Here is an 18709-nt window from a genome sequence, read left to right as displayed (position 1 = left end):
GAGTCAACGACTCAGCCGGTTCCACGCTCGCTGCACGCGGGCCAGCACGTCGTAGGCGTGGTGGCCCTTCGTCACGCGGATCACGGTCCAGCCGAGATCGTCGACGTACTCGCCCCGCTTGATGTCGTAGGCGACGCGAACGGCGTCGTCCCAGTGCTGCCCGCCGTCGTACTCGAGCGCCAGCTTCAGGTGCTCCCAACCCATGTCGAGGAAGTACATCGGCCACCCGTCCGGGCCCAGGATCGGGATCTGCGTGCGGGGCCGCGGATAGCCGTTGCGAATGACCAACAGCCGCAACCACGTTTCCTTCGGCGACTCGGCGCCGGCGTCCATCAGGTCGAGCGCCCGTTCGAGCTGACGCAGTCCGCGCGCCCGTGCGTGTTCTCGGGCGAGCGCCTCGACCGCGGACGCTTTCAATCCGGTTGCGGCCGCGAGCGCGTCGAGCCGGGCGACCGCCGCACCGAGCGATCCCCGCCTGCCGATGTCGAACGCGGTGCGCTCCGGCGTGGTGACGGGCAGACCGTCGAGACACTGAAACTCGTTCGGCAGCAATAGATCGTCGCGGGTGATCACCCCCTCGGGCGCGCGGGCGTTGCGCCAGATCAGCTCGACCGGTACGTCGTCGTCGATCCACTTGCTGCCGTGCAGCGCCGACGCCGCCAACCCCGCGATCACGGCCTGCCGGCGTGACCACAGCCACGCCCCGACGGTGCGCTGCGCCAGCGACGGGTCGATGTGCTCGTCCAGGTAGACGTTCGGCATCAGTGGCCGGTGATAGCGCCGCAACTCGTACCGGTTCAGCGCCCCGGACGCCAACGCCTCGCTGCCGATGAACGGCAGTTGTTGTCTTTTCTTCTCCCCCATGACCGCAGCGTGCCGCCCACCACCGACCGATCGGCGTTGATTCTGCGCCCACGGCGCGAATCTGTGGATGAATCGCGCCCTGGACGCAGAGTCAACGCCCATCAAACGAAAAGGCCCGGCACATTTCGTGCCGGGCCTCGTCGTCAAAACTGCTAGTCGCTGTTGAAGTAGGACAGCAGTCGCAGGATCTCGATGTACAGCCAGACCAGCGTGACGGTCAGGCCGAGGGCGATGCCCCACGCGGCCTTCTCCGGCGCACCGGCGCGGATCATCTGATCGGCGGCATCGAAGTCGATCAGGAAGCTGAACGCCGCCAGGCCGATGCAGATCAGCGAGAAGATGATCGCGATCGGGCCGCCGCTGCGCAGGCCGAGGCCCTCGCCGCCGCCGACACCGAACAGGCCGAGCACCAGGTTGCCGAGCATCAGGGCCACCACACCGAACAGGCTGGCCACGATGAAACGGGTGAACTTCGGCGTCACCCGGATGGCACCGGTCTTGTAGACCACGAGCATGCCGGCGAACACGCCGATCGTGCCGAGCACCGCCTGGCTGATCAAGGCGCCGGCGCTGACACCGGACACCATCAGGTTCGCCACGACGAACGAGAACGCACCGAGGAACAGGCCCTCGAGCGCCGCGTAGCTCAGCACGATGCCGGGGTTGTCCTGCTTGCGGCCGAACGTCGCGATCAGCACGAGCACCAGGCCGCCGAGCGCGCCCACCAAGGTGAACGGCATGGCCAGCCCGATGTTCTGGGCCACCAGGAAGTACGACACCACCGCGACGGCCGACAGCACCGCGAGCGTGATGCCCGTGCGGGTGACGACGTCATCGATGGTCAGCGGCCGCGCGACGCCCGCCTGCTGCTGGTCGGGGTACTGCGTCGCATAGGGGTCCGTGTGAACCGCCTGCGTACCGTAGGCGGCAGCCCCGGTACCGAATTGCGCATATCCGCCCTGCGTCTTTGGCAGGGTCCGGAATACGGGGTTGCTGGATTCCCGCACCGTCGTTCCTCTCCGTGATGTCATTCGTCAAGCGGCGAACACACCGTCAACGTCCTGCGACTCTGGTCGGTTCCCGGTTTCGCCCGGCAACTTTCCCAGCGTCTTCACAGGAAACCCTACCCGGAGCCACCCCGGGGCGGGAGACGTTCTACATTGCATACTCGTGGGCGAAAACGAGGATGTCCTAGTAACTGTTGACCGCGGCGTCGGCCTGATCACCCTCAACCGGCCCAAGGCGATCAATTCGCTGAACCACGTGATGGTGACCGCGATGGCCCGCGCGCTCACCGAGTGGGAGAACAGCGACGACGTCTCCACCGTGCTGATCGACGGCGCCGGTGAACGCGGCCTGTGCGCAGGCGGCGACATCGTCGCGCTGTACCACAGCGCCCGCGCCGACGGGTCCGAGGCGCGCACGTTCTGGTACGACGAATACCTGCTCAACGCCCAGATCGGCCGGTTCCCCAAACCGTATGTCGCGCTGATGGACGGCATCGTGATGGGCGGCGGCGTCGGGGTCAGCGCGCACGGCAGCGTGCGGGTCGTCACCGACACCACCAAGATGGCGATGCCCGAGGTCGGCATCGGCTTCATCCCCGACGTCGGCGGCACGCGCATCCTGTCGCACACACCCGGCCTGCTCGGCTACCACGCGGCGCTCACCGGGGCGAACTTCGACGGCGCGGACGCGATCGCGCTCGGCTTCGCCGACCACTACGTGCCCCACGACAAGCTCGCCGAGTTCAAGGCCGCGGTCATCGCCGATGGCGTCGACGCCGCCCTGAAGACCTTCGCCGTCGAACCGCCTCCGAGTAACCTTGCCGCGCAGCGTGATTGGATCGACCAGTGCTACGCCGGCGACACCCCCGCCGACATCGTCGCCGCCCTGCGCAGCCACGGGCCCGCCGCCGAGAAGGCCGCCGACCTCATCGAGACCCGCTCGCCGGTCTCGGTCTCGGTGACGCTGGAAGCCCTGCGCCGCGCCGCCGAACTCGACACACTCGAAGACGTGCTGCGCCAGGAGTACCGGACGTCATGCGCGTCGCTGCGCTCCCACGATTTCGTCGAGGGCATCCGCGCCCAGGTCGTCGACAAGGACCGCAACCCGAAGTGGTCGCCTGCCTCGCTGGCGGCCGTCACCCCCGCCGACGTCGAGGCCTATTTCGCGCCGGCCGACCGCGAACTGGAGTTCTGATGAGCGACTACGAGACGATTCTGGTCACCCGCGACGACCGCGTCGCCACCATCACGCTGAACCGGCCGAAAGCGCTCAACGCGCTCAACAGCCAGGTGATGCACGAAGTCACCACCGCCGCAGCCGAATTGGACAACGACCCGGGTGTCGGCGCGATCATCGTCACCGGCAACGAGAAGGCGTTCGCCGCCGGTGCCGACATCAAGGAGATGGCGAGCCTGACGTTCGCCGGCGTGTACAGCAGCGACTTCTTCGCTGCCTGGGGGAAATTCGCCGCCACCCGCACCCCCACCATCGCCGCGGTCGCCGGTTACGCGCTCGGTGGCGGCTGCGAACTGGCGATGATGTGCGATCTGCTGATCGCCGCCGACACCGCGAAATTCGGTCAGCCGGAGATCAAGCTGGGCGTACTTCCGGGTATGGGCGGTTCGCAGCGACTCACCCGCGCCATCGGCAAGGCCAAGGCCATGGACCTGATCCTCACCGGCCGCAACATGGACGCCGAGGAGGCCGAACGCGCGGGCTTGGTCTCGCGCGTGGTGCCGGCCGACTCGCTGCTCGACGAGGCCGCGTCGATCGCCAGAACCATCGCCGGAATGTCGCTGTCGGCGGCGCGGATGGCCAAGGAGGCCGTCGACCGGGCGTTCGAGACCACGCTCGCCGAGGGACTGCTCTACGAACGCAGGCTGTTCCATTCGGCGTTCGCGACCGACGACCAGACCGAGGGCATGAACGCGTTCACCGAGAAGCGCCCACCAAACTTCCGCCACCGTTAATCTGCGGGGGTGACCGACACCCGCGACGAGACGACCCCGGCCGTCGACATGCGGGCGACACCGGGTGACAAGCCCGACAAGCCCTGGTGGGTGCGCCACTACACCTTCACCGGCACCGCGCTCGGCCTCATCTTCATCTGGCTGTCGCTGACACCGTCGCTGCTTCCGCGTGGCCCGCTGTTCCAAGGTCTGGTCAGCGGCGGCGCGGGCGCGTTCGGGTACGGGCTCGGCGTCTTCGTGGTGTGGCTGGTGCGCTACATGCTCTCGCGGGACTCCAGCCCACCCGCACCGCGCAGCGCGTGGATCGCGCTGGTGGTCATCGGCGTGGTCGGCCAGATCCTGATGATCGTCTACTTCCACATCTGGCAGGACGAGGTACGCGACCTCAACGGCGTACCGCGGATGGGCTTTTGGGATCACCCGCTGACCGCGGTGCTGTCGATCGTCACGCTGTTCGTGCTCGTCGAGGTCGGCCAGCTGATCGGCAGGCTGGTGCGCTTTCTGGTGCGCCAGCTCGAACGCGTTGCCCCGCCGCGGGTTTCGGCAGTCGTCGTGGTGGTGCTGCTGCTGGCGTTGTCGATCGCGCTGCTCAATGGCGTCGTGGTGCGCTTCGCGATGGACACCATCAACAAGACGTTCGCGGCGGTCAACGACGAGGCCGACCCCGACTTCGCGGCGCCGACGTCACCGCTGCGGTCGGGCGGACCCGACTCCTTGGTGTCGTGGGAGTCGCTGGGCCATCAGGGCCGCGTGTTCGTCTCGGCGGGGCCGACGGTCGAGGACCTCACCGAATTCAACGGCCGGCCCGCGATCGAGCCGATCCGCGCCTACGCGGGCCTGCATTCGGCCGACGGGATCAAGGCGACCGCCGCGCTGGCCGCGCAGGAACTGCAGCGCAAGGGCGGGCTCGACCGCGCCGTAGTCGCCGTCGCCACCACGACCGGCACCGGTTGGATCAACGAGGCCGAGGCCTCGGCGTTGGAGTACATGTACAACGGCGACACCGCGATCGTGTCGATGCAGTACTCGTTCCTGCCGAGCTGGCTGTCGTTCCTCGTGGACAAGGAGAACGCGCGGCAGGCAGGACAAGCGCTCTTCGAGGCGGTCGACGGACTCATCCGCGAGTTGCCCGAGGCACAGCGGCCGCGGCTCGTGGTTTTCGGCGAGAGCCTGGGCTCGTTCGGCGGCGAGGCCCCGTTCCTGGCGCTCAACAACCTGATCGCCCGCACCGACGGCGCACTGTTCAGTGGCCCGACGTTCAACAACACGATCTGGACGCAGCTGACCCGCGACCGCGACCCCGGCTCGCCGATGTGGCTGCCCATCTACGACAAGGGCGAGAACGTCCACTTCGCCGCATGCGCAGAGAATCTCGGCCGGCCCGACGATCCGTGGGGTCAGCCGCGGGTGGTGTATCTGCAACACGCCTCTGACCCGATCGCCTGGTGGAATCCCGATCTGCTGTTCGCCGAGCCCGACTGGCTCAAAGAGCCTCGGGGATACGACGTTTCGGGCCGCATGCAGTGGATACCGGTGGTGACGTTCCTTCAGGTGTCGGCCGACATGGCGGTGGCCGTCGACGTGCCCGACGGACACGGTCACGTCTACGTCAAGGACGTCGCCAATGCGTGGGCGGCGGTCCTGCAGCCGCCGGGCTGGACACCGGAGAAGACCGAGCGGCTGCGGCCGCTGCTGTCGAGCGACGAGAACGCCTAGACCAGAACGTTCTCGGCCTTGAGCGCGTGGTAGCCGCCGATCACGTCGGTGGCGCGGTGCAGGCCGAGGTCGACCAGCGACGCCGCGGCGAGGCTGGAGGTGTATCCCTCCGAGCACAGCACCACCCACTCGACGTCGTCGTCGACCGCCTGCGGCAGCCGCGCCTCGCTGGTCGGGTCGCAGCGCCACTCCAACACGTTGCGCTCGATCACCAGTGCCCCCGGCACGTCGCCCTCCCGGGCGCGCTGCGCCTGCGGCCTGATGTCGACCAGCAGCGCGCCGCGTTGCAGTGCGGCGGGCACCTCCGCCGCCGTCAGCCGGCGCAGCCGGGCGCGGGCCTCGTCGAGCACGCGGTCGATACGACTCGTCATGATCAGCCCTCCGGAGCGTCGGTCAGTTCGGTGCGGTTGCGCCGCAGCGTGTTCCGGTCGGTGACCTCGTAGTACGACATCGCGGTCAGCGGCGGCGAGTACGCGTGCACGCTCAGCGTCGGAGCAGCGACCGCTGACGGCGCCCACACCACGTCGTGCACCCATCCCAGCGGGAACGCGGCCTGATCGCCCGCGGTCAGCCGTCGGCGCCGCAACGCCCCACCGTCCCAGCGGGTCTCGCGCAGCGATCCCGACAGCACGGTCAGCGCGCCGAGTGAGCCGCCGTGGTCGTGCAGTTCGGTCGACCGGTCCGGCACCCAGCTGATCAGCCAGATGTCGAGTTCGTCGTCGCCGTGCAGGCGGGTGAACCACCGCTCGTCGCGCGGCGGGCCGCCGCGGGGCACCAGGTGGTCGTAGCGGCCGGTGAGCACGTCGTCGGCGGCGCGGTCGGTGGCGAGCAGGAGGTCGGGCAGCCGCAGCCGGGTCGGCGAGGAGACGGCGGGCAGCGCAGCAGGGGACAGAACGGCAGGGGTGGCCATGGAAAGCTCCAGAAAGGACGGACGGACAGGGCGGGGCGCTAAGCCCGACAACACTCCTGGCGTCCACTCATCACGGCCGCCAGTCTGGCCGAACCCGCGACCCGCTCGCCACCGTCCCGCTCGAGCGGCGTCGACCCGCGTGCCATCACCGCAGGCCGACGGAGTCCGCGACAAAGATTCACCGTGAAAGAAAGTCGGCCCGGAGACGGGCCCGAGACCGGCGCCCGCGACCGGCGCGCTTAGATTGATCTTCATGGGCAGGCACATCGGACTCACGGCGACGGTGGCTGCGGCGGTCATCATGGCGGGCTGCTCGTCGGGCACCGACGGCGGCTCGGGCACCCCCGCACCGTCGACCACGCCGTCGACGTCCACGCCGACGAGCGAGGAAACCCCGACGGCGGCACCGGGATCGGTCGCCGTCTCCCCCGGCGGCGTCACCACCGCGGTCGGTGCGCCCGCCGACTCCACCGAGGAGGAGTACTCCAAGGCCTGCACGGCGGCCAAGCAGTGGATGGACGAGCGCGGCGGCGATCCGAAAACCCAGATCGAGCCGTATCTCGGGATGCTGCAGTCCACGGATTCGGCCGGGCCCGGCACCTACGACACCGCGTGGTCGCAGCTGCCCCCGCCGCGGCAGGCCGCCGTCATCGTCGCGGTGCAGGCGGCCGCCGAAGGCCTGTGCGGCTGAACCGGCCGGCCGCCGGGCGCACAATGACGGAATGGCTGGCAAGCGGGTAGCGCTGGCGCTGGGCAGCGGCGGCGCCCGGGGATACGCCCACATCGGCGTCATCGAGGAACTGCAGGACCGCGGCTACGAGATCGTCGGCGTCGCCGGGTCGTCGATGGGCGCGCTCGTCGGCGGACTGCACGCGGCAGGCAAGCTCGACGACTTCTCCGAGTGGGCGAAATCGCTGACGCAGGGCGCGGTGCTGCGCCTGCTCGACCCGTCGATCACCGCGGCCGGTGTGCTGCGGGCGACCAAGATCCTCGACGCGGTGCGCGACATCCTCGGCGAGGTCCGCATCGAGGACCTGCCGATCCCCTACACCGCGGTGACGACGGATCTCATCACCGGCAAGTCGGTGTGGCTGCAGCGCGGCCCAGTCGACGCCGCGATCCGCGCGTCGATCGCGATCCCCGGCGTCATCGCCCCGCACGTGCTCGACGGCCGGCTGCTGGCCGACGGCGGCATCCTCGAACCGCTGCCGATGGCGCCGATCGCCGCCGTCAACGCCGACCTCACGATCGCGGTGTCGCTGGCCGGCAGCGAGGCGGGCGGCGCGGAGGAACCCGCCGAACCGGGTTCGCGGGCGCGCACGGAATGGTTGTCGCGGGTCTGGCGCAGCACCACCGCGCTGTTCGAGTCCAGCACGGTGTTCGGCCGGTCCGGCGACAGCACCGACGAACTCGTCGACGCCACCAAGGAAGCCGAGGTCGCCAAGGAGGCGGCCCGCGAAGTCACCGTGCCCAGGCTCGGCAGCTTCGAGGTGATGAACCGCACGATCGACATCGCCCAGGCGGCGCTCGCGCGCCACCAGCTCGCCAGCTATCCGCCCGACCTGCTCATCGAAGTGCCCCGATCCGCTTGTCGCAGTTTGGAATTCCATCGCGCCGCTGAGGTCATCGATGTCGGGATCGAGCTGGCCACCGCCGCGCTGGACGCGCTGGAGAAGAAGCCGGCGCCCACCGAGCCCGGGGCCGGCGTCGTCACCGGGGATCAGACACCGAGGTAGTCGGCCACCCGGGCGGCGACCCGCCTGCCCTGCGCCCGGCCGGCCTGCGCGGACGGGGCCCGGCACGCGGGATCGAGCGGGTTGGCGCCGAACGCGGCCAGCGCCTCGTCATCGGCGAACACCCCGAGCGCGTTGCGCGCGGCCACCTCCTCGACGGCGCCCGCGCCCCACGGCGACGGCGACGCCTCACCCTGCGGGAGCAGCGCCACCGCGACATCGCAGTCGTCGGCGACGGCCATGTTGATCGTGCTGCCCACCCCGCCGTCCATGAACCGCCGGGACCCGATCGTCACCGGCGGCCACACCCCGGGCACCGCGCAGCTGGCGGCGACGGCGTCGACCAGCGACACCCCCGAGGTCCGGTCGAAGGCGACCAGTTCGCCGGTGGCCGTGTCGATCGCGGTGATCCGCAGCTCGCGGTCCGGCCACTCGTGGGACGGCAGCCGGTGCTCGATCACGGTGCGGCGCACGGATTCTGCGACGGTGTCGGCCGAGAGCGCGATCGCCCCGATCCGCTGCAGCTTCTCGGTTTTCGATCCGGGCGCGGTCACCGCGGACAGGAAGATCTCAGTGATGTCCTCGATGCCCGCCCCCGGGTTGATCTCCGCCGTCGTCGGCGCGATCTGGCGGTCGAACAGCGCGGGCAGGTCCAGCCCGCTGCCGAGCTGCGCGGCCACTGTCGACCCCGCCGACGTGCCGACCAGAACGTCGGAGGCCAGCAGCACCTGCGCGGCCGCAGGCGCCTCGTCGGCGATTCCGGTCAGCACGCCGGTTTCCCACGCGATGCCCGCCAGCCCGCCGCCGGCGAGCACCAGTGCTCGTCTCGTCACAGCCCGTGAGTGTGCCAGGCTCCGGCGCCGCGGGTCAGGCCAGGTCCGGTGCCGCGCGCCCGCTGATGAGCGGCAGGTCCAGGTAGGTCGCGATGCCCGGTTCGGCCGCGCACACGGCGGGCACCGAGTTCACGCAGTGCGCGGCGGTTCCGACGATCCCGTACTCGGGCCCCTCGCCGCCCACGACCGACTGGAAGCCCTTGACGACGATCGAGACGTCCGGATTGCCGCGCACCTCCATCTCGTAGCGCTGTCCCTCCGGGCCGAAATCCCATGCCGGATCCAGGTTTTCTTCACCCATCAACCAGTTCACGGTGACGCGCACCACCGGTTCGTCGCCGACGAGCGCCTCCCAGTGGAACTTGCGCCCGGCGACCTGGCCCGGCTCGATCACCCCGATCGGCGACTCGATCGGAGCGGTGGCCACCGCAATCTCCTGTGAGGACCGCACTTTCGGGTCGGCGGCGAAACCCATCTTGTCGACGATCATCCGCACCGCCTGGATGAAGCCGCCGTCGAGCAGCTTCTGCATGGGCCCCGACAGCGCCTTGTCGGGCACCTCACCGAAGCCCATGACATGGCGCACCACATCGGGCGCCTCGTAGGTGCGCAGATCGGAGAACTCCTCGGCGCGAACGAAAGTCACGCCGGTGGAGAACGCCGAGAACAGCAGCGGGAACTTCTCGCTGATCCCGCCCGGCGCGATGCCGGTGCCGTGCAGTGTCGCGTTGCCCGCGAGCGCCGCCTCCCGCAGCGGGGTGCCCTGCCGGTCACTGGGATACACCCACCCGACCGGCGTGACGACGTTCTTGCCGGACCGCAGCAGCGCGGCCACCTGATCCGGGTCGGGCAGCAGCGGCGAGTAGATCACCGCGTCGGCGTCCAGCGCCAGGATCTCCTCGACGCTGTTGGTCGCGACCACGCCGAGCGGTTGGGTGCCGATCAGGTCGCCGACGTCGCGGCCCGCCTTGTCCGGGGAGTGCACCCAGCAGCCGGCGAGTTCGAGTTCGGGGTGTTCGAGCACGCCCTTGATGGCGGCGACGCCGACCCCTCCGGTCGCCCATTGCACGACCCGCAGGCCCATGGCCACTCCTTCCGAACTAGAACACGTTCTACTCTGCAGGCTACTCTGCAGGTCTACACCACTTCCTCCCGCGAGCAGACGCAAAACGTCGTAATCCAGCCCCGGTTCGTGGGATTCTGCGTCTGCTCGCCGCAGCGAGCAGTACCGAGAGGAAGCCAGGACATGCCCGCCAAACCACAGAAGGTGTTCGTCGTCGGGGTCGGGATGACGAAGTTCGAGAAGCCCGGCCGTCGCGAGGGCTGGGACTACCCCGACATGGCGCGCGAGTCCGGGACGAAGGCGCTCGAGGACGCCGGTGTGCATTACTCGCAGGTTCAGCAGGGCTTCGTCGGGTACTGCAGCGGCGACTCGACGTCGGGCAACCGCGCGCTCTACGAGCTGGGCATGACCGGCATCCCGATCGTCAACGTCAACAACAACTGTTCGACGGGCTCCACGGCACTGTTCCTGGCCGCGCAGGCGATCCGCGGCGGGCTCGCCGACTGCACGATCGCGCTGGGTTTCGAGAAGATGCAGCCCGGCGCGTTGGCCGGCGGCGCCGAGGACCGCGAGCCGCCGCTGGGCCGCCACATCAAGGCGCTCGCCGAGATCGAGGAATTCGCGCTGCCGGTCGCGCCGTGGATGTTCGCCGCGGCCGGCCGTGAGCACATGCGCCAGTACGGCAGCACCGCCGAACATTTCGCAAAGATCGGCTACAAGAACCACAAGCACTCGGTGAACAACCCGTACGCGCAGTTCCAGGAGGAGTACACCCTCGACGACATCCTGGCCGCCCGGATGATCTCCGATCCGGTGACCAAACTGCAGTGCTCGCCGACGTCCGACGGTTCGGGCGCGGCGATCCTGGCCGGCGAGGAGTTCGTCGACAAGCACGGGCTGGCCGGCCAGGCCGTCGAGATCGTCGGCCAGGCGATGACCACCGACTTCGAGTCCACGTTCGACGGCAGCGCCAAAAACGTCATCGGCTACGACATGAATGTGCAGGCCTCACAACAGGTTTACGACCAGTCCGGCTTGGGGCCCGCCGACTTCCAGGTCATCGAGCTGCACGACTGCTTCTCGGCCAACGAGCTGCTGCTCTACGAGGCGCTGGGCCTGTGCGGTGAGGGTGAGGCGCCCAAGCTGATCGACAACAACGACACCACCTACGGGGGCCGCTGGGTCGTCAACCCGTCGGGTGGGTTGATCTCCAAGGGCCACCCGCTGGGCGCGACGGGCCTCGCGCAGTGTGCCGAGCTGACCTGGCAGTTGCGCGGCACCGCCGACAAACGGCAGGTCGAGGGCGTCACCGCGGCGCTGCAGCACAATATCGGCCTCGGTGGCGCGGCGGTGGTGACCGCCTATCAGCGCGCCGAGCGCTGATGGCGGATGATGGACCCATGCGGAACATACGGATGATCGCCGCCGCGGCCGGCGTGTGCGGCCTGCTCGCCGCGCCGGCAGCGGTGGCGTCGGCGCAACAGCAGTCGGCGACCGAGGTGATCAACAAGCTGCAGTCCGAGGGCTACACGGTCACCATCGACCGCATCGGCACCGGACCGATCGAGGACTGCGTGGTGACCAACGTGCGCAATCCCCAGCAGTTCGGCCAGTTGGTGCCCTACATCGGGCCCGGCGCGCGCGGTCAGCAGTTCCTGGTGCCGCAGGTGACCAGCCAGCCGGTCTCGGTGTCGCTGGACTGCTCCCGCTGAGCTGAGACGTAAGAAGCCCGGCCGGGGATCGCCCGGCCGGGCTTCTTCGTGATTCACCGCCGCGAGCAGTCGGCGGTGACGGTGATCGACCGTTGCGCGACCACCTGGATCAAGTCATCCCCGCGCCGCACCAATTCCGTTCGCTCACGCGGGTTTCGGATATCGGTGATGACGCACTTGTCCAGCGATGCGCTGCCGATCTTGTTGACCCGCACATCGAAACCCTGCGCTTCCAGCGTGGCGATGGTCAGCTGGGCGGACTCCGCGGCCGACGCGTGGGCCGCGGGACCGAGCATCAGCCCGCAGGCCGCCGCGGCGAATCCCGTCATCAGTAACAGCGTTGCGCGCATGACGCGCTCCCTTCATGTTCTCGCGGCCCCGGTGGCCGTCACGCGGTACGACGAGCCAGTGCCCGGAAGGGTTCAACGCCTTTTCGAAAAAGCCGAAACTGCGGGCAGATCGCGTTCGGGGGAAGTGCGATCTGCCCGCAGTCTCGATGAGGCGGTGCAGCTAGGCGGGGACGGGCTCTCGCTGTACCGCAGGGGTTTCGGTGCCGTGGGCGCCGTCGACCATCGTCAGCTCGTCGAACGGATCGCCGCCGCGCAGCACCGTGTCGACCCGGTCGCGGTCGATGGTCTTGGTCCACGACCCGACGAGGATGGTGGCGACCGCGTTGCCGGAGAAGTTGGTCAGCGCGCGGGCCTCCGACATGAACCGGTCGATGCCGACGATCAGGCCGACGCCGTCGAGCAGGTCCGGCCGGTGGCTCTGCAGCCCGCCGGCCAGCGTGGCCAGCCCAGCGCCGGTCACCCCGGCGGCGCCCTTCGACGCGACGATCATGAACACCAGCAGACCGATCTGCTCCGGCAGCGACAGCGGGTCACCCAGCGCACCGGCGATGAACAGCGACGCCATCGTGAGGTAGATCGCGGTGCCGTCGAGGTTGAACGAGTAGCCGGTGGGCACCACGACGCCGACGGTGCTGCGGTCGACACCGAGGTGTTCCATCTTGGCGATCAGCCGCGGCAGCGCGGACTCCGACGACGACGTCGACACGATCAGCAGGTACTCGCGGGCCAGGTAGCGCACCAGCCGGAAGATCGACACCCCCGACACGATCCGCAGGATCGCGCCCAGCACACCGAACACGAACACCACGCAGGTCACGTAGAACCCGAGCATCAGGCCCAGCAGCTGGGTCACCGCGGTCCAGCCGGTCTGGCCGACGACGTTGGCGATCGCGCCGAACGCGCCGATCGGGGCCAGCCACAGGATCATCACCAGGACCTTGAACACCAGCTTCTGCAGGTGCTCGATGCCGCGCAGGATCGGCTCGCCCGCCGATCCCATCGCCTGCAGCGCGAACCCGACCAGCAGCGCGACGAACAGCGCCTGCAACACGCTGCCCGCGGTCAGCGACGAGAACAGCGTCTCCGGGATGATGCCTGCGACGAAGTCCATCAGGCCGCCGGCCTCGTGCGCCTTCTCGGCGAGTTCGGCGCCCTTGCCCGCCGCGCTCTCGGTCAGGTTCATCCCGGTGCCCGGATGCAGGATGTTGCCGACGACCAGCCCGATCGCCAGCGCGAAGGTCGACATCACCAGGAAGTACACGAACGCCAGGCCGCCGACCTTGCCGACGGTCGCGGCTTTGCGCACCGACCCGATGCCCAGCACGATCGTGCAGAAGATGACCGGCGCGATCATCATCTTGATCAGGTCGACGAACATGGTGCCGAGCACGCCGACGCTTTTGCCGACGCCGGGCGCGAGGATGCCGACCCCGACACCGGCGAACACCGCAATGATCACCGCGATGTAGAGCCAGTGCGTGCGGTCGCGTTTTCGCGCCGGCTGTTCCGGCTCGGGTACGGGCGGGCGGTCGAGGACGGTCATTTCTACCTCCGGTCACGAGCTGTGGTCTGCAAGTAGGGTCAACCCCGACGTGAGCCAGGTCACGCTTTAGTTCATTTCGTTCAGCGGAGGTGCGATGGTCAGCGAGGTCGCGACGCCCGACGGCCGCCGTCTGACCTACCTCGAGGTGGGTGATCCGGCCGGGCCGCTCGTCCTGCACAACCACGGCGGGCCCAGCAGCCGACTGGAGGCGCGACTGTTCTCGGACGCGGCCCTCGGGCAGGGCGTGCGGTTCGTGTGCATCGACCGTCCGGGCATGGGCGGATCCACCGCGCAGCGGCCACGCACCTATGCCGGTTGGGCCGACGACCTGCTGACGGTCGCCGACGCGTTGGGCCGCCAGACGTTCGGCGTCACGGGCTGGTCAGAGGGCGGGCCGTGGGCGTTGGCCGCGGCCGCCCACCTCGACCCCGCGCGGCTGCGCCACGTCAGCAGCATCGCCGGCGGCAGTTACGGCGCCTTCGGCGACAACTGGGCCGCGCGGTACCTGTCGCGGATCGATGCGCTCGGCGGCACGCTCGCGCTGCGGTTCCGGCCCGGTTTCCGGCTCATGTACGCCGCACTCGGGCTGTCCGCCAGACGTTTTCGCGCCTCGTTCGCCAAGCAGATCCGTGCCGGCGTGAACGACTACGACCGGGAGGTCCTGTCCCGCCCCGGTGTCGAGTCGGCGTTCTGCGACACCTGCGCCGAGTGCTTCGCGCACGGTTCGGCGGGTCTGGTGCGCGACGCCGAATTGCTGTACCGCCGTTGGTCGTTCGATGTCGGTGCGATCCAGCGCCCGGTGCACATGTGGCAGGGCACCGACGATTTGCTGGTGCCGGCGGTGATCAACCGGACGGTCGCCGACGCGATGCCCGGGGCGGTGTGGCACCAGGTCGAGGGCGCCGGCCACTTCGTCGCCGTCGGGTCCGCCGACGACATCCTGGGTGTGGCCGCCGCCGAACTGGGCGCGCCGTGAACAGGTGGCGACCCCGGTCGCTGGCCACCCAGGCCATCGCGCTGCAGATCCTGGTGATCGCGGTCATCGTGCTCGCGGGCAGCGCGCTGGCGCTGCTGGACGCCCGCCAGGACGGTGACGCCGCGGCCCGCGAACAGGTGATCGGCATCGCGACCGCGCTGGCGGACTCACCGTCGACCGCGGCCGCCATCGAATCGGGAAGGGCCACCGAGGTTCTGCAGCCGGTGACCGAAGCGGTGCGCAGGGAGACCGACATCGCGTTCATCACGATCATGGCGCCGGACCGCACCCGGTTCACCCACACCGACCCGCAGCAGATCGGGGCCAAGTACATCGGCACCATCGAACCGGCACTGCGCGGCGAGACGTTCTCCGAGACCTACACCGGCACGCTGGGACCGTCGATCCGCGCGGTCGCGCCGGTGCGGGACGGATCCGGCCGGATCGTCGGCCTGGTGTCGGCGGGCATCCTGCAGACCAGCCTGGCCGACCGGTGGCGCGCGCAGGTGCCGATCATCGTCACCGTCAGCGTTGCGGCGCTTGCCGTTTCGCTCGCCGGCGTCTGGCTCATCCGGCGACGGCTGCTGCGTCAGACGCACGGGCTGCGGCCCGACGAACTGCGGGTGATGTACGAACACCACGACGCGATCCTGCATTCGGTGTCCGAGGGCCTGATCGTGCTCGACCGCACCGGCGTGGCCCTGGTCAACGACGAGGCGCGCCGGTTGCTCGCGCTGCCGCCCGGGCCCGTCGACCGCGACGACCTGCCCGACTTCCTGCGCAGCGCCGACCCCGGCGCCCGCGACGAGGTGCACGTCACCCGTGACCGGGTGCTGGTCGTGAACCGGTCGCATGTCGAGACCGCGCCGCCGGACTCCGAGGTCGTCACGATCCGCGATCGCACCGAATTGCAAGGCGCGCTGGGCGAACTCACCTCGCTGAAGGTGCTGACCGACACGCTGCGGTCGCAGGCGCACGAGGCGGCCAACAAGCTGCACACCATCGTCACGATGGTCGAGATGGGCAGGCCCGAGGAGGCGGTGCGGTTCGCGACCGACGAACTCGCGCTGTCGCAGCACCTCGTCGACCGGCTGTCCGCCGCCGTCGGCGAGCCGGCGCTGGTCGCGCTGCTGCTCGGCAAGAGCGCCCAGGCCGACGAACGCGGCATCGAGCTGACCGTCACCGAGGACACCCGGCTGCCGTCCGACAGCGACCGGGTCCCGCTGACCGGCTCGGAGATGGTCACGGTGCTGGGCAACCTGATCGACAACGCGATGGACGCGTGCGACCGCGACGATCCGTGGGTCGAGGTCACCGTGCAGATGCACGACGGCACCCTGACGCTGCGGGTGGCCGACAGCGGGCCGGGCATGGACCCCGACACCTTCGCCAAGGCCACGCAGCGGGGCTATTCGACGAAGGGCGATCCCGACCGCCACGGGCTCGGGCTGGCGCTCGTCGCGCAGGTGGTGAACCGGCACGGCGGCACGTTGAGCACCGACGTGACCTACGGTTCGGTGGTGACGGTGACCGTGCGGGAGGCGTCGTGATCACCGTGCTGATCGTCGAGGACGAACCGTTGATCGCCGAGGCGCACCGCACGTATCTCGGTCGGCTGTCCGGCTTTTCGGTCAGCGCGGTGGCCCACACCGCGCGCGACGCCATGCGGCACGCGTCGGGAGCGGCGGCCACCGATAACCCGATCGACCTCGTTTTGCTCGACATCGGCCTGCCCGACGCCGACGGCATATCGCTGGCCAACGCGCTCTCGAGCCTGCTGCCGACGCCCGACATCATCGCGATCACATCCGAGCGGGACCTGGAGATGGTGCGCGCGGCCGTGGGTCACGGCGCGTTGGCGTATCTGCTCAAACCGTTCACATTCGCGGCGTTCCGCGACCGCCTCGAGGCGTACCGACGCTACCGCGAGGCTCTGCCCGCAGGAACCCAGGCCGCCAGCCAGGCCGAGGTGGACCGCGCGCTCGCCGAACTGCGGATCAACCCGGCCAGGGCGACCACCCCCAAGGGTGCGGCACCGGGTACCAACGACGAGATCGCCCGTGCCGTACGGGATTCCGAGGACGGGGTGACCGCCGACGACGTCGCCAAACAGGTCGCGGTGTCGCGGGTGACCGCGTGGCGGTACCTCGAGCGGCTCGCCGACGACGGCGTCGTCACCCGCCACACCGACTACGGCAAGGCCGGCAGGCCCAAGACCCGCTACCAGTGGCGCTGACTACGCGTGCACCGGCTCCAACTCGCGGTAGTCGGCGACGATCGGGTCGGTCGCCATGAACTGCGAGTACAGCAGCGGCATCGTCGTCTCGACGGCGAACGCGGACACGTGGCCGTCGTAATCGGCGACATACAACCGGCCATTGTGCGAATCCACCGCCACGCACGACGGCCGGGCGCTGACCGTGATGTCGTTGATGACCTGCAGCGTCAGCGTGCACACCACGACAACGCGGTCGTAGTCGACGACGTAAGCCCGGGACTTGTCGGCACCGACGGCCAGTTGCGTCGGCGCGCCGCCCAGCTCGACGACGCCGGTGACCCGACCCGTCGCGAGTTCGATCACGTGCAGCACACCGCCGCGGGCGCGGTCGGAGCTGAGCACGAACGCCGTGTCGTCGGCGATCGCGATGTCGCGGATCGGCGAGCCGATCCGCACCGCATGCGCGACGCGGGCCGTCTCGATGTCGACGACGACGACCGCGCTGCCGCGGGCGTCGGTGGTCGCGACATAGAGGCGTTCACCGTCCGGGTCGACGGCCAGCGCGTCGATGCCGATGCCCGCGCCGGTGGCCACGTCGATGGTGCCCACCCGGTCGGCGGGGATGTCGATGACCGCGACGTCGATGTGGCCGTCGCCGGTCCGGCCCGCGTAGACCCGCTTGCCGTCCGGGCTGACCGCCAGCGCCGTCACGTTCTCGGCCAGCGGGTAGGACGCGATCACGGTCTTCGAGGTGGTGTCGATGACCGTCACCTCGTCCTTGTGCGTCCATGACGAGGTGCTGACGTACGCGCGGTCGTCGTGGACGGCCACCGCGAACGGCTCTCCGTGCACCGCGATGATCGCCTCGACGGCCAGCGTGCGCGCGTTGAGCACCGCGACGCTGTCGTCACCGGGATGGGTGGTGAGCGTCCGGCCGGTGGCGGTGACGGCGATGTCGCCGACGGCGCCACGGCGCACGTCTGAGGCGCCCAGCGTCATCGCGCTCGGATCCGCGCGGTGGTCGTCGGCGTGCTTCTTGCTCGCGCCTGGGCGCGTGAAAAGATCAACCATGGTTCGGTACCTCCGCCGGCATGGCGTGCACCGGCCCTCGAGTTCAAGTCATTTCGCGCCTCGGCGGCGCGATCCCGACCGAGTCTAGCGACGAAAGACGACAAGCCGTCGCGACGAAAACGGACTGCGCCGGGATGCCGCAGAAACCTCTCAGACACTGCTTAGAAAACTATTCGTTACCCGATTGTTATCCCGAATCAGCAATCGGAAGCACCGTGCTGAGCAGTGACAACGCTTGTCTCGCAACACCCTTCGCACTTACTGTGAGACGTTCGGCGATAACGGTTTCTTAGCTTTTCGGATCAAAGTGAGCGGTAGATCACAACGCGACACGTCAGCAAACCGACAACTTCCGTCTCGATCGTCACATGCGCGTCAGTTGGACTGAACCAGCCGCAGCACAGTTTCGCCGCGGCGGGCCGAGGGAGCGGGTTGCAGCAGCGGGATCACGTGTTCGCGGTCGCAGATTCCCAGCACCCGCGACGCCGCCGGTCCGGGCAGCACGCACCACGGCACCCCTGCGCGGGTCAGGTGGGCGTTGATCGCGTGCAGTGCGGCCACGCCGTCGATCGCGATGAACTCGAGACCGGACAGGTCGAGGGTGACGCGTTCCGCTCCTGCCACGGCATCGCATACCGCGACCGCGAACTCTTTGGCGTTGGCCGCGTCGATCTCACCGTCGGCGAAGACCGTCACGTGCCGTGCGCTGGGCCCGGCCCACGCGCCGCAGGTCACTGTCAGG

20 protein-coding genes are annotated in these 18709 nt (G+C 69.3%); 10 read left to right on the top strand and 10 right to left on the bottom strand.

Features of this window, described 5'->3' with window-relative positions; genetic code table 11:
- Positions 1-3: 3 nt before the first annotated feature.
- Together BLW81_RS13645 and BLW81_RS13640 are read right to left on the bottom strand one after the other, a co-directional pair.
- On the bottom strand, positions 4-864 hold the full coding sequence (locus tag BLW81_RS13645) for an endonuclease domain-containing protein (protein ID WP_083407618.1): 861 nt from the start codon (positions 862-864) through the stop codon (positions 4-6).
- 152 nt (positions 865-1016) lie between these two features.
- Positions 1017-1871 (bottom strand): Bax inhibitor-1/YccA family protein, encoded by an 855-nt coding sequence (locus tag BLW81_RS13640; RefSeq protein ID WP_083407617.1) that lies wholly within the window; start codon positions 1869-1871, stop codon positions 1017-1019.
- 163 nt (positions 1872-2034) lie between these two features.
- Here BLW81_RS13640 and BLW81_RS13635 point away from each other — a divergent pair, with 163 nt between their 5' ends.
- The 3 genes from BLW81_RS13635 to BLW81_RS13625 are packed head-to-tail and all read left to right on the top strand — an operon-like array spanning position 2035 to position 5558.
- The gene (locus BLW81_RS13635) at positions 2035-3066 is read left to right on the top strand and encodes an enoyl-CoA hydratase/isomerase family protein (protein WP_083407616.1); all 1032 of its coding nucleotides are present in this window, start codon (positions 2035-2037) and stop codon (positions 3064-3066) included.
- Positions 3066-3842, top strand: coding sequence for an enoyl-CoA hydratase (locus BLW81_RS13630; protein WP_083407615.1), 777 nt, complete (start codon positions 3066-3068; stop codon positions 3840-3842). The genes BLW81_RS13635 and BLW81_RS13630 overlap by 1 nt, the downstream gene beginning before the upstream one ends.
- Before the next feature lie 48 nt (positions 3843-3890).
- Entirely contained in the window at positions 3891-5558 is a 1668-nt protein-coding gene (locus BLW81_RS13625; RefSeq protein ID WP_083410523.1) for an alpha/beta hydrolase, read from the top strand.
- On the opposite strand, the gene BLW81_RS13620 is transcribed toward BLW81_RS13625, so the two are convergent.
- Positions 5555-5929, bottom strand: coding sequence for a rhodanese-like domain-containing protein (locus BLW81_RS13620; protein ID WP_083407614.1), 375 nt, complete (start codon positions 5927-5929; stop codon positions 5555-5557). The two genes, BLW81_RS13625 and BLW81_RS13620, sit on opposite strands and share 4 nt — an antisense overlap.
- Before the next feature lie 2 nt (positions 5930-5931).
- Positions 5932-6468 carry a cysteine dioxygenase gene (locus BLW81_RS13615; RefSeq protein ID WP_083407613.1) on the bottom strand — a complete coding sequence of 179 codons (537 nt, stop codon included), beginning with the start codon at positions 6466-6468 and terminating at the stop codon, positions 5932-5934.
- 253 nt (positions 6469-6721) lie between these two features.
- On the opposite strand from BLW81_RS13615, the gene lpqV reads away from it, so the two are divergent.
- On the top strand, positions 6722-7159 hold the full coding sequence (gene lpqV / locus BLW81_RS13610; RefSeq protein ID WP_083407612.1) for a lipoprotein LpqV: 438 nt from the start codon (positions 6722-6724) through the stop codon (positions 7157-7159).
- Between the two features lie 31 nt (positions 7160-7190).
- Positions 7191-8204: a patatin-like phospholipase family protein gene (locus tag BLW81_RS13605; protein WP_083407611.1), complete on the top strand. Its 1014-nt coding sequence runs from the start codon at positions 7191-7193 to the stop codon at positions 8202-8204.
- On the opposite strand, the gene BLW81_RS13600 is transcribed toward BLW81_RS13605, so the two are convergent.
- Positions 8189-9034, bottom strand: coding sequence for a patatin-like phospholipase family protein (locus tag BLW81_RS13600; protein ID WP_197680371.1), 846 nt, complete (start codon positions 9032-9034; stop codon positions 8189-8191). The two genes, BLW81_RS13605 and BLW81_RS13600, sit on opposite strands and share 16 nt — an antisense overlap.
- Positions 9035-9068: 34 nt before the next feature.
- A complete protein-coding gene (locus BLW81_RS13595) occupies positions 9069-10118 on the bottom strand; it encodes an NAD(P)H-dependent amine dehydrogenase family protein (RefSeq protein ID WP_083407609.1) in 1050 nt (349 codons plus the stop codon).
- Positions 10119-10280: 162 nt separating this feature from the next.
- Between BLW81_RS13595 and BLW81_RS13590 the strand changes: the two genes are divergently transcribed.
- Both BLW81_RS13590 and BLW81_RS13585 read left to right on the top strand, forming a co-directional pair.
- Positions 10281-11480 (top strand): lipid-transfer protein, encoded by a 1200-nt coding sequence (locus BLW81_RS13590; RefSeq protein WP_083407608.1) that lies wholly within the window; start codon positions 10281-10283, stop codon positions 11478-11480.
- Between the two features lie 17 nt (positions 11481-11497).
- A complete protein-coding gene (locus tag BLW81_RS13585) occupies positions 11498-11809 on the top strand; it encodes a hypothetical protein (protein WP_083407607.1) in 312 nt (103 codons plus the stop codon).
- A 53-nt stretch (positions 11810-11862) separates the two neighbouring features.
- On the opposite strand, the gene BLW81_RS13580 is transcribed toward BLW81_RS13585, so the two are convergent.
- Together BLW81_RS13580 and BLW81_RS13575 are read right to left on the bottom strand one after the other, a co-directional pair.
- Positions 11863-12159 (bottom strand): hypothetical protein, encoded by a 297-nt coding sequence (locus tag BLW81_RS13580; protein ID WP_083407606.1) that lies wholly within the window; start codon positions 12157-12159, stop codon positions 11863-11865.
- Positions 12160-12319: 160 nt separating this feature from the next.
- Complete coding sequence (locus BLW81_RS13575) at positions 12320-13702, bottom strand: cation:dicarboxylate symporter family transporter (RefSeq protein ID WP_083407605.1); 1383 nt, start codon at positions 13700-13702, stop codon at positions 12320-12322.
- A gap of 94 nt (positions 13703-13796) precedes the next feature.
- Here BLW81_RS13575 and BLW81_RS13570 point away from each other — a divergent pair, with 94 nt between their 5' ends.
- From BLW81_RS13570 to BLW81_RS13560, 3 genes are read left to right on the top strand one after another with little or no spacing between them, the layout of a single operon-like run.
- Entirely contained in the window at positions 13797-14678 is an 882-nt protein-coding gene (locus BLW81_RS13570; protein ID WP_083407604.1) for an alpha/beta fold hydrolase, read from the top strand.
- On the top strand, positions 14675-16228 hold the full coding sequence (locus tag BLW81_RS13565; protein WP_083407603.1) for a sensor histidine kinase: 1554 nt from the start codon (positions 14675-14677) through the stop codon (positions 16226-16228). Before BLW81_RS13570 ends, BLW81_RS13565 begins: the two co-directional genes overlap by 4 nt.
- Positions 16225-16914, top strand: coding sequence for a response regulator (locus BLW81_RS13560; RefSeq protein WP_083407602.1), 690 nt, complete (start codon positions 16225-16227; stop codon positions 16912-16914). Before BLW81_RS13565 ends, BLW81_RS13560 begins: the two co-directional genes overlap by 4 nt.
- On the opposite strand, the gene BLW81_RS13555 is transcribed toward BLW81_RS13560, so the two are convergent.
- Positions 16915-17967, bottom strand: a complete 1053-nt coding sequence (locus BLW81_RS13555; RefSeq protein WP_083407601.1) for an MmpL3/TtfA transport complex stabilizer — start codon at positions 17965-17967, stop codon at positions 16915-16917.
- A gap of 375 nt (positions 17968-18342) precedes the next feature.
- Entirely contained in the window at positions 18343-18663 is a 321-nt protein-coding gene (locus tag BLW81_RS13550; protein WP_157897692.1) for an STAS domain-containing protein, read from the bottom strand.
- Positions 18664-18709: the final 46 nt, after the last annotated feature.

It is taken from the genome of Mycolicibacterium rutilum, assembly GCF_900108565.1.
In the GTDB taxonomy this organism is placed as follows: Bacteria; Actinomycetota; Actinomycetes; order Mycobacteriales; family Mycobacteriaceae; genus Mycobacterium; species Mycobacterium rutilum.
This window is presented reverse-complemented; position numbering and strand designations above follow the sequence as displayed.

What these genes read in the sequence shown, in the direction of transcription:
- BLW81_RS13645 (WP_083407618.1), bottom strand. Translation starts at nt 864, where the DNA reads ATGGGGGAGAAGAAAAGACAACAACTGCCGTTCATCGGCAGCGAGGCG.
- BLW81_RS13630 (WP_083407615.1), top strand. Translation starts at nt 3,066, where the DNA reads ATGAGCGACTACGAGACGATTCTGGTCACCCGCGACGACCGCGTCGCC.
- BLW81_RS13625 (WP_083410523.1), top strand. Translation starts at nt 3,891, where the DNA reads ATGCGGGCGACACCGGGTGACAAGCCCGACAAGCCCTGGTGGGTGCGC.
- BLW81_RS13620 (WP_083407614.1), bottom strand. Translation starts at nt 5,929, where the DNA reads ATGACGAGTCGTATCGACCGCGTGCTCGACGAGGCCCGCGCCCGGCTG.
- BLW81_RS13615 (WP_083407613.1), bottom strand. Translation starts at nt 6,468, where the DNA reads ATGGCCACCCCTGCCGTTCTGTCCCCTGCTGCGCTGCCCGCCGTCTCC.
- lpqV (WP_083407612.1), top strand. Translation starts at nt 6,722, where the DNA reads ATGGGCAGGCACATCGGACTCACGGCGACGGTGGCTGCGGCGGTCATC.
- BLW81_RS13605 (WP_083407611.1), top strand. Translation starts at nt 7,191, where the DNA reads ATGGCTGGCAAGCGGGTAGCGCTGGCGCTGGGCAGCGGCGGCGCCCGG.
- BLW81_RS13595 (WP_083407609.1), bottom strand. Translation starts at nt 10,118, where the DNA reads ATGGGCCTGCGGGTCGTGCAATGGGCGACCGGAGGGGTCGGCGTCGCC.
- BLW81_RS13590 (WP_083407608.1), top strand. Translation starts at nt 10,281, where the DNA reads ATGCCCGCCAAACCACAGAAGGTGTTCGTCGTCGGGGTCGGGATGACG.
- BLW81_RS13585 (WP_083407607.1), top strand. Translation starts at nt 11,498, where the DNA reads ATGCGGAACATACGGATGATCGCCGCCGCGGCCGGCGTGTGCGGCCTG.
- BLW81_RS13580 (WP_083407606.1), bottom strand. Translation starts at nt 12,159, where the DNA reads ATGCGCGCAACGCTGTTACTGATGACGGGATTCGCCGCGGCGGCCTGC.
- BLW81_RS13575 (WP_083407605.1), bottom strand. Translation starts at nt 13,702, where the DNA reads ATGACCGTCCTCGACCGCCCGCCCGTACCCGAGCCGGAACAGCCGGCG.
- BLW81_RS13570 (WP_083407604.1), top strand. Translation starts at nt 13,797, where the DNA reads ATGGTCAGCGAGGTCGCGACGCCCGACGGCCGCCGTCTGACCTACCTC.
- BLW81_RS13555 (WP_083407601.1), bottom strand. Translation starts at nt 17,967, where the DNA reads ATGGTTGATCTTTTCACGCGCCCAGGCGCGAGCAAGAAGCACGCCGAC.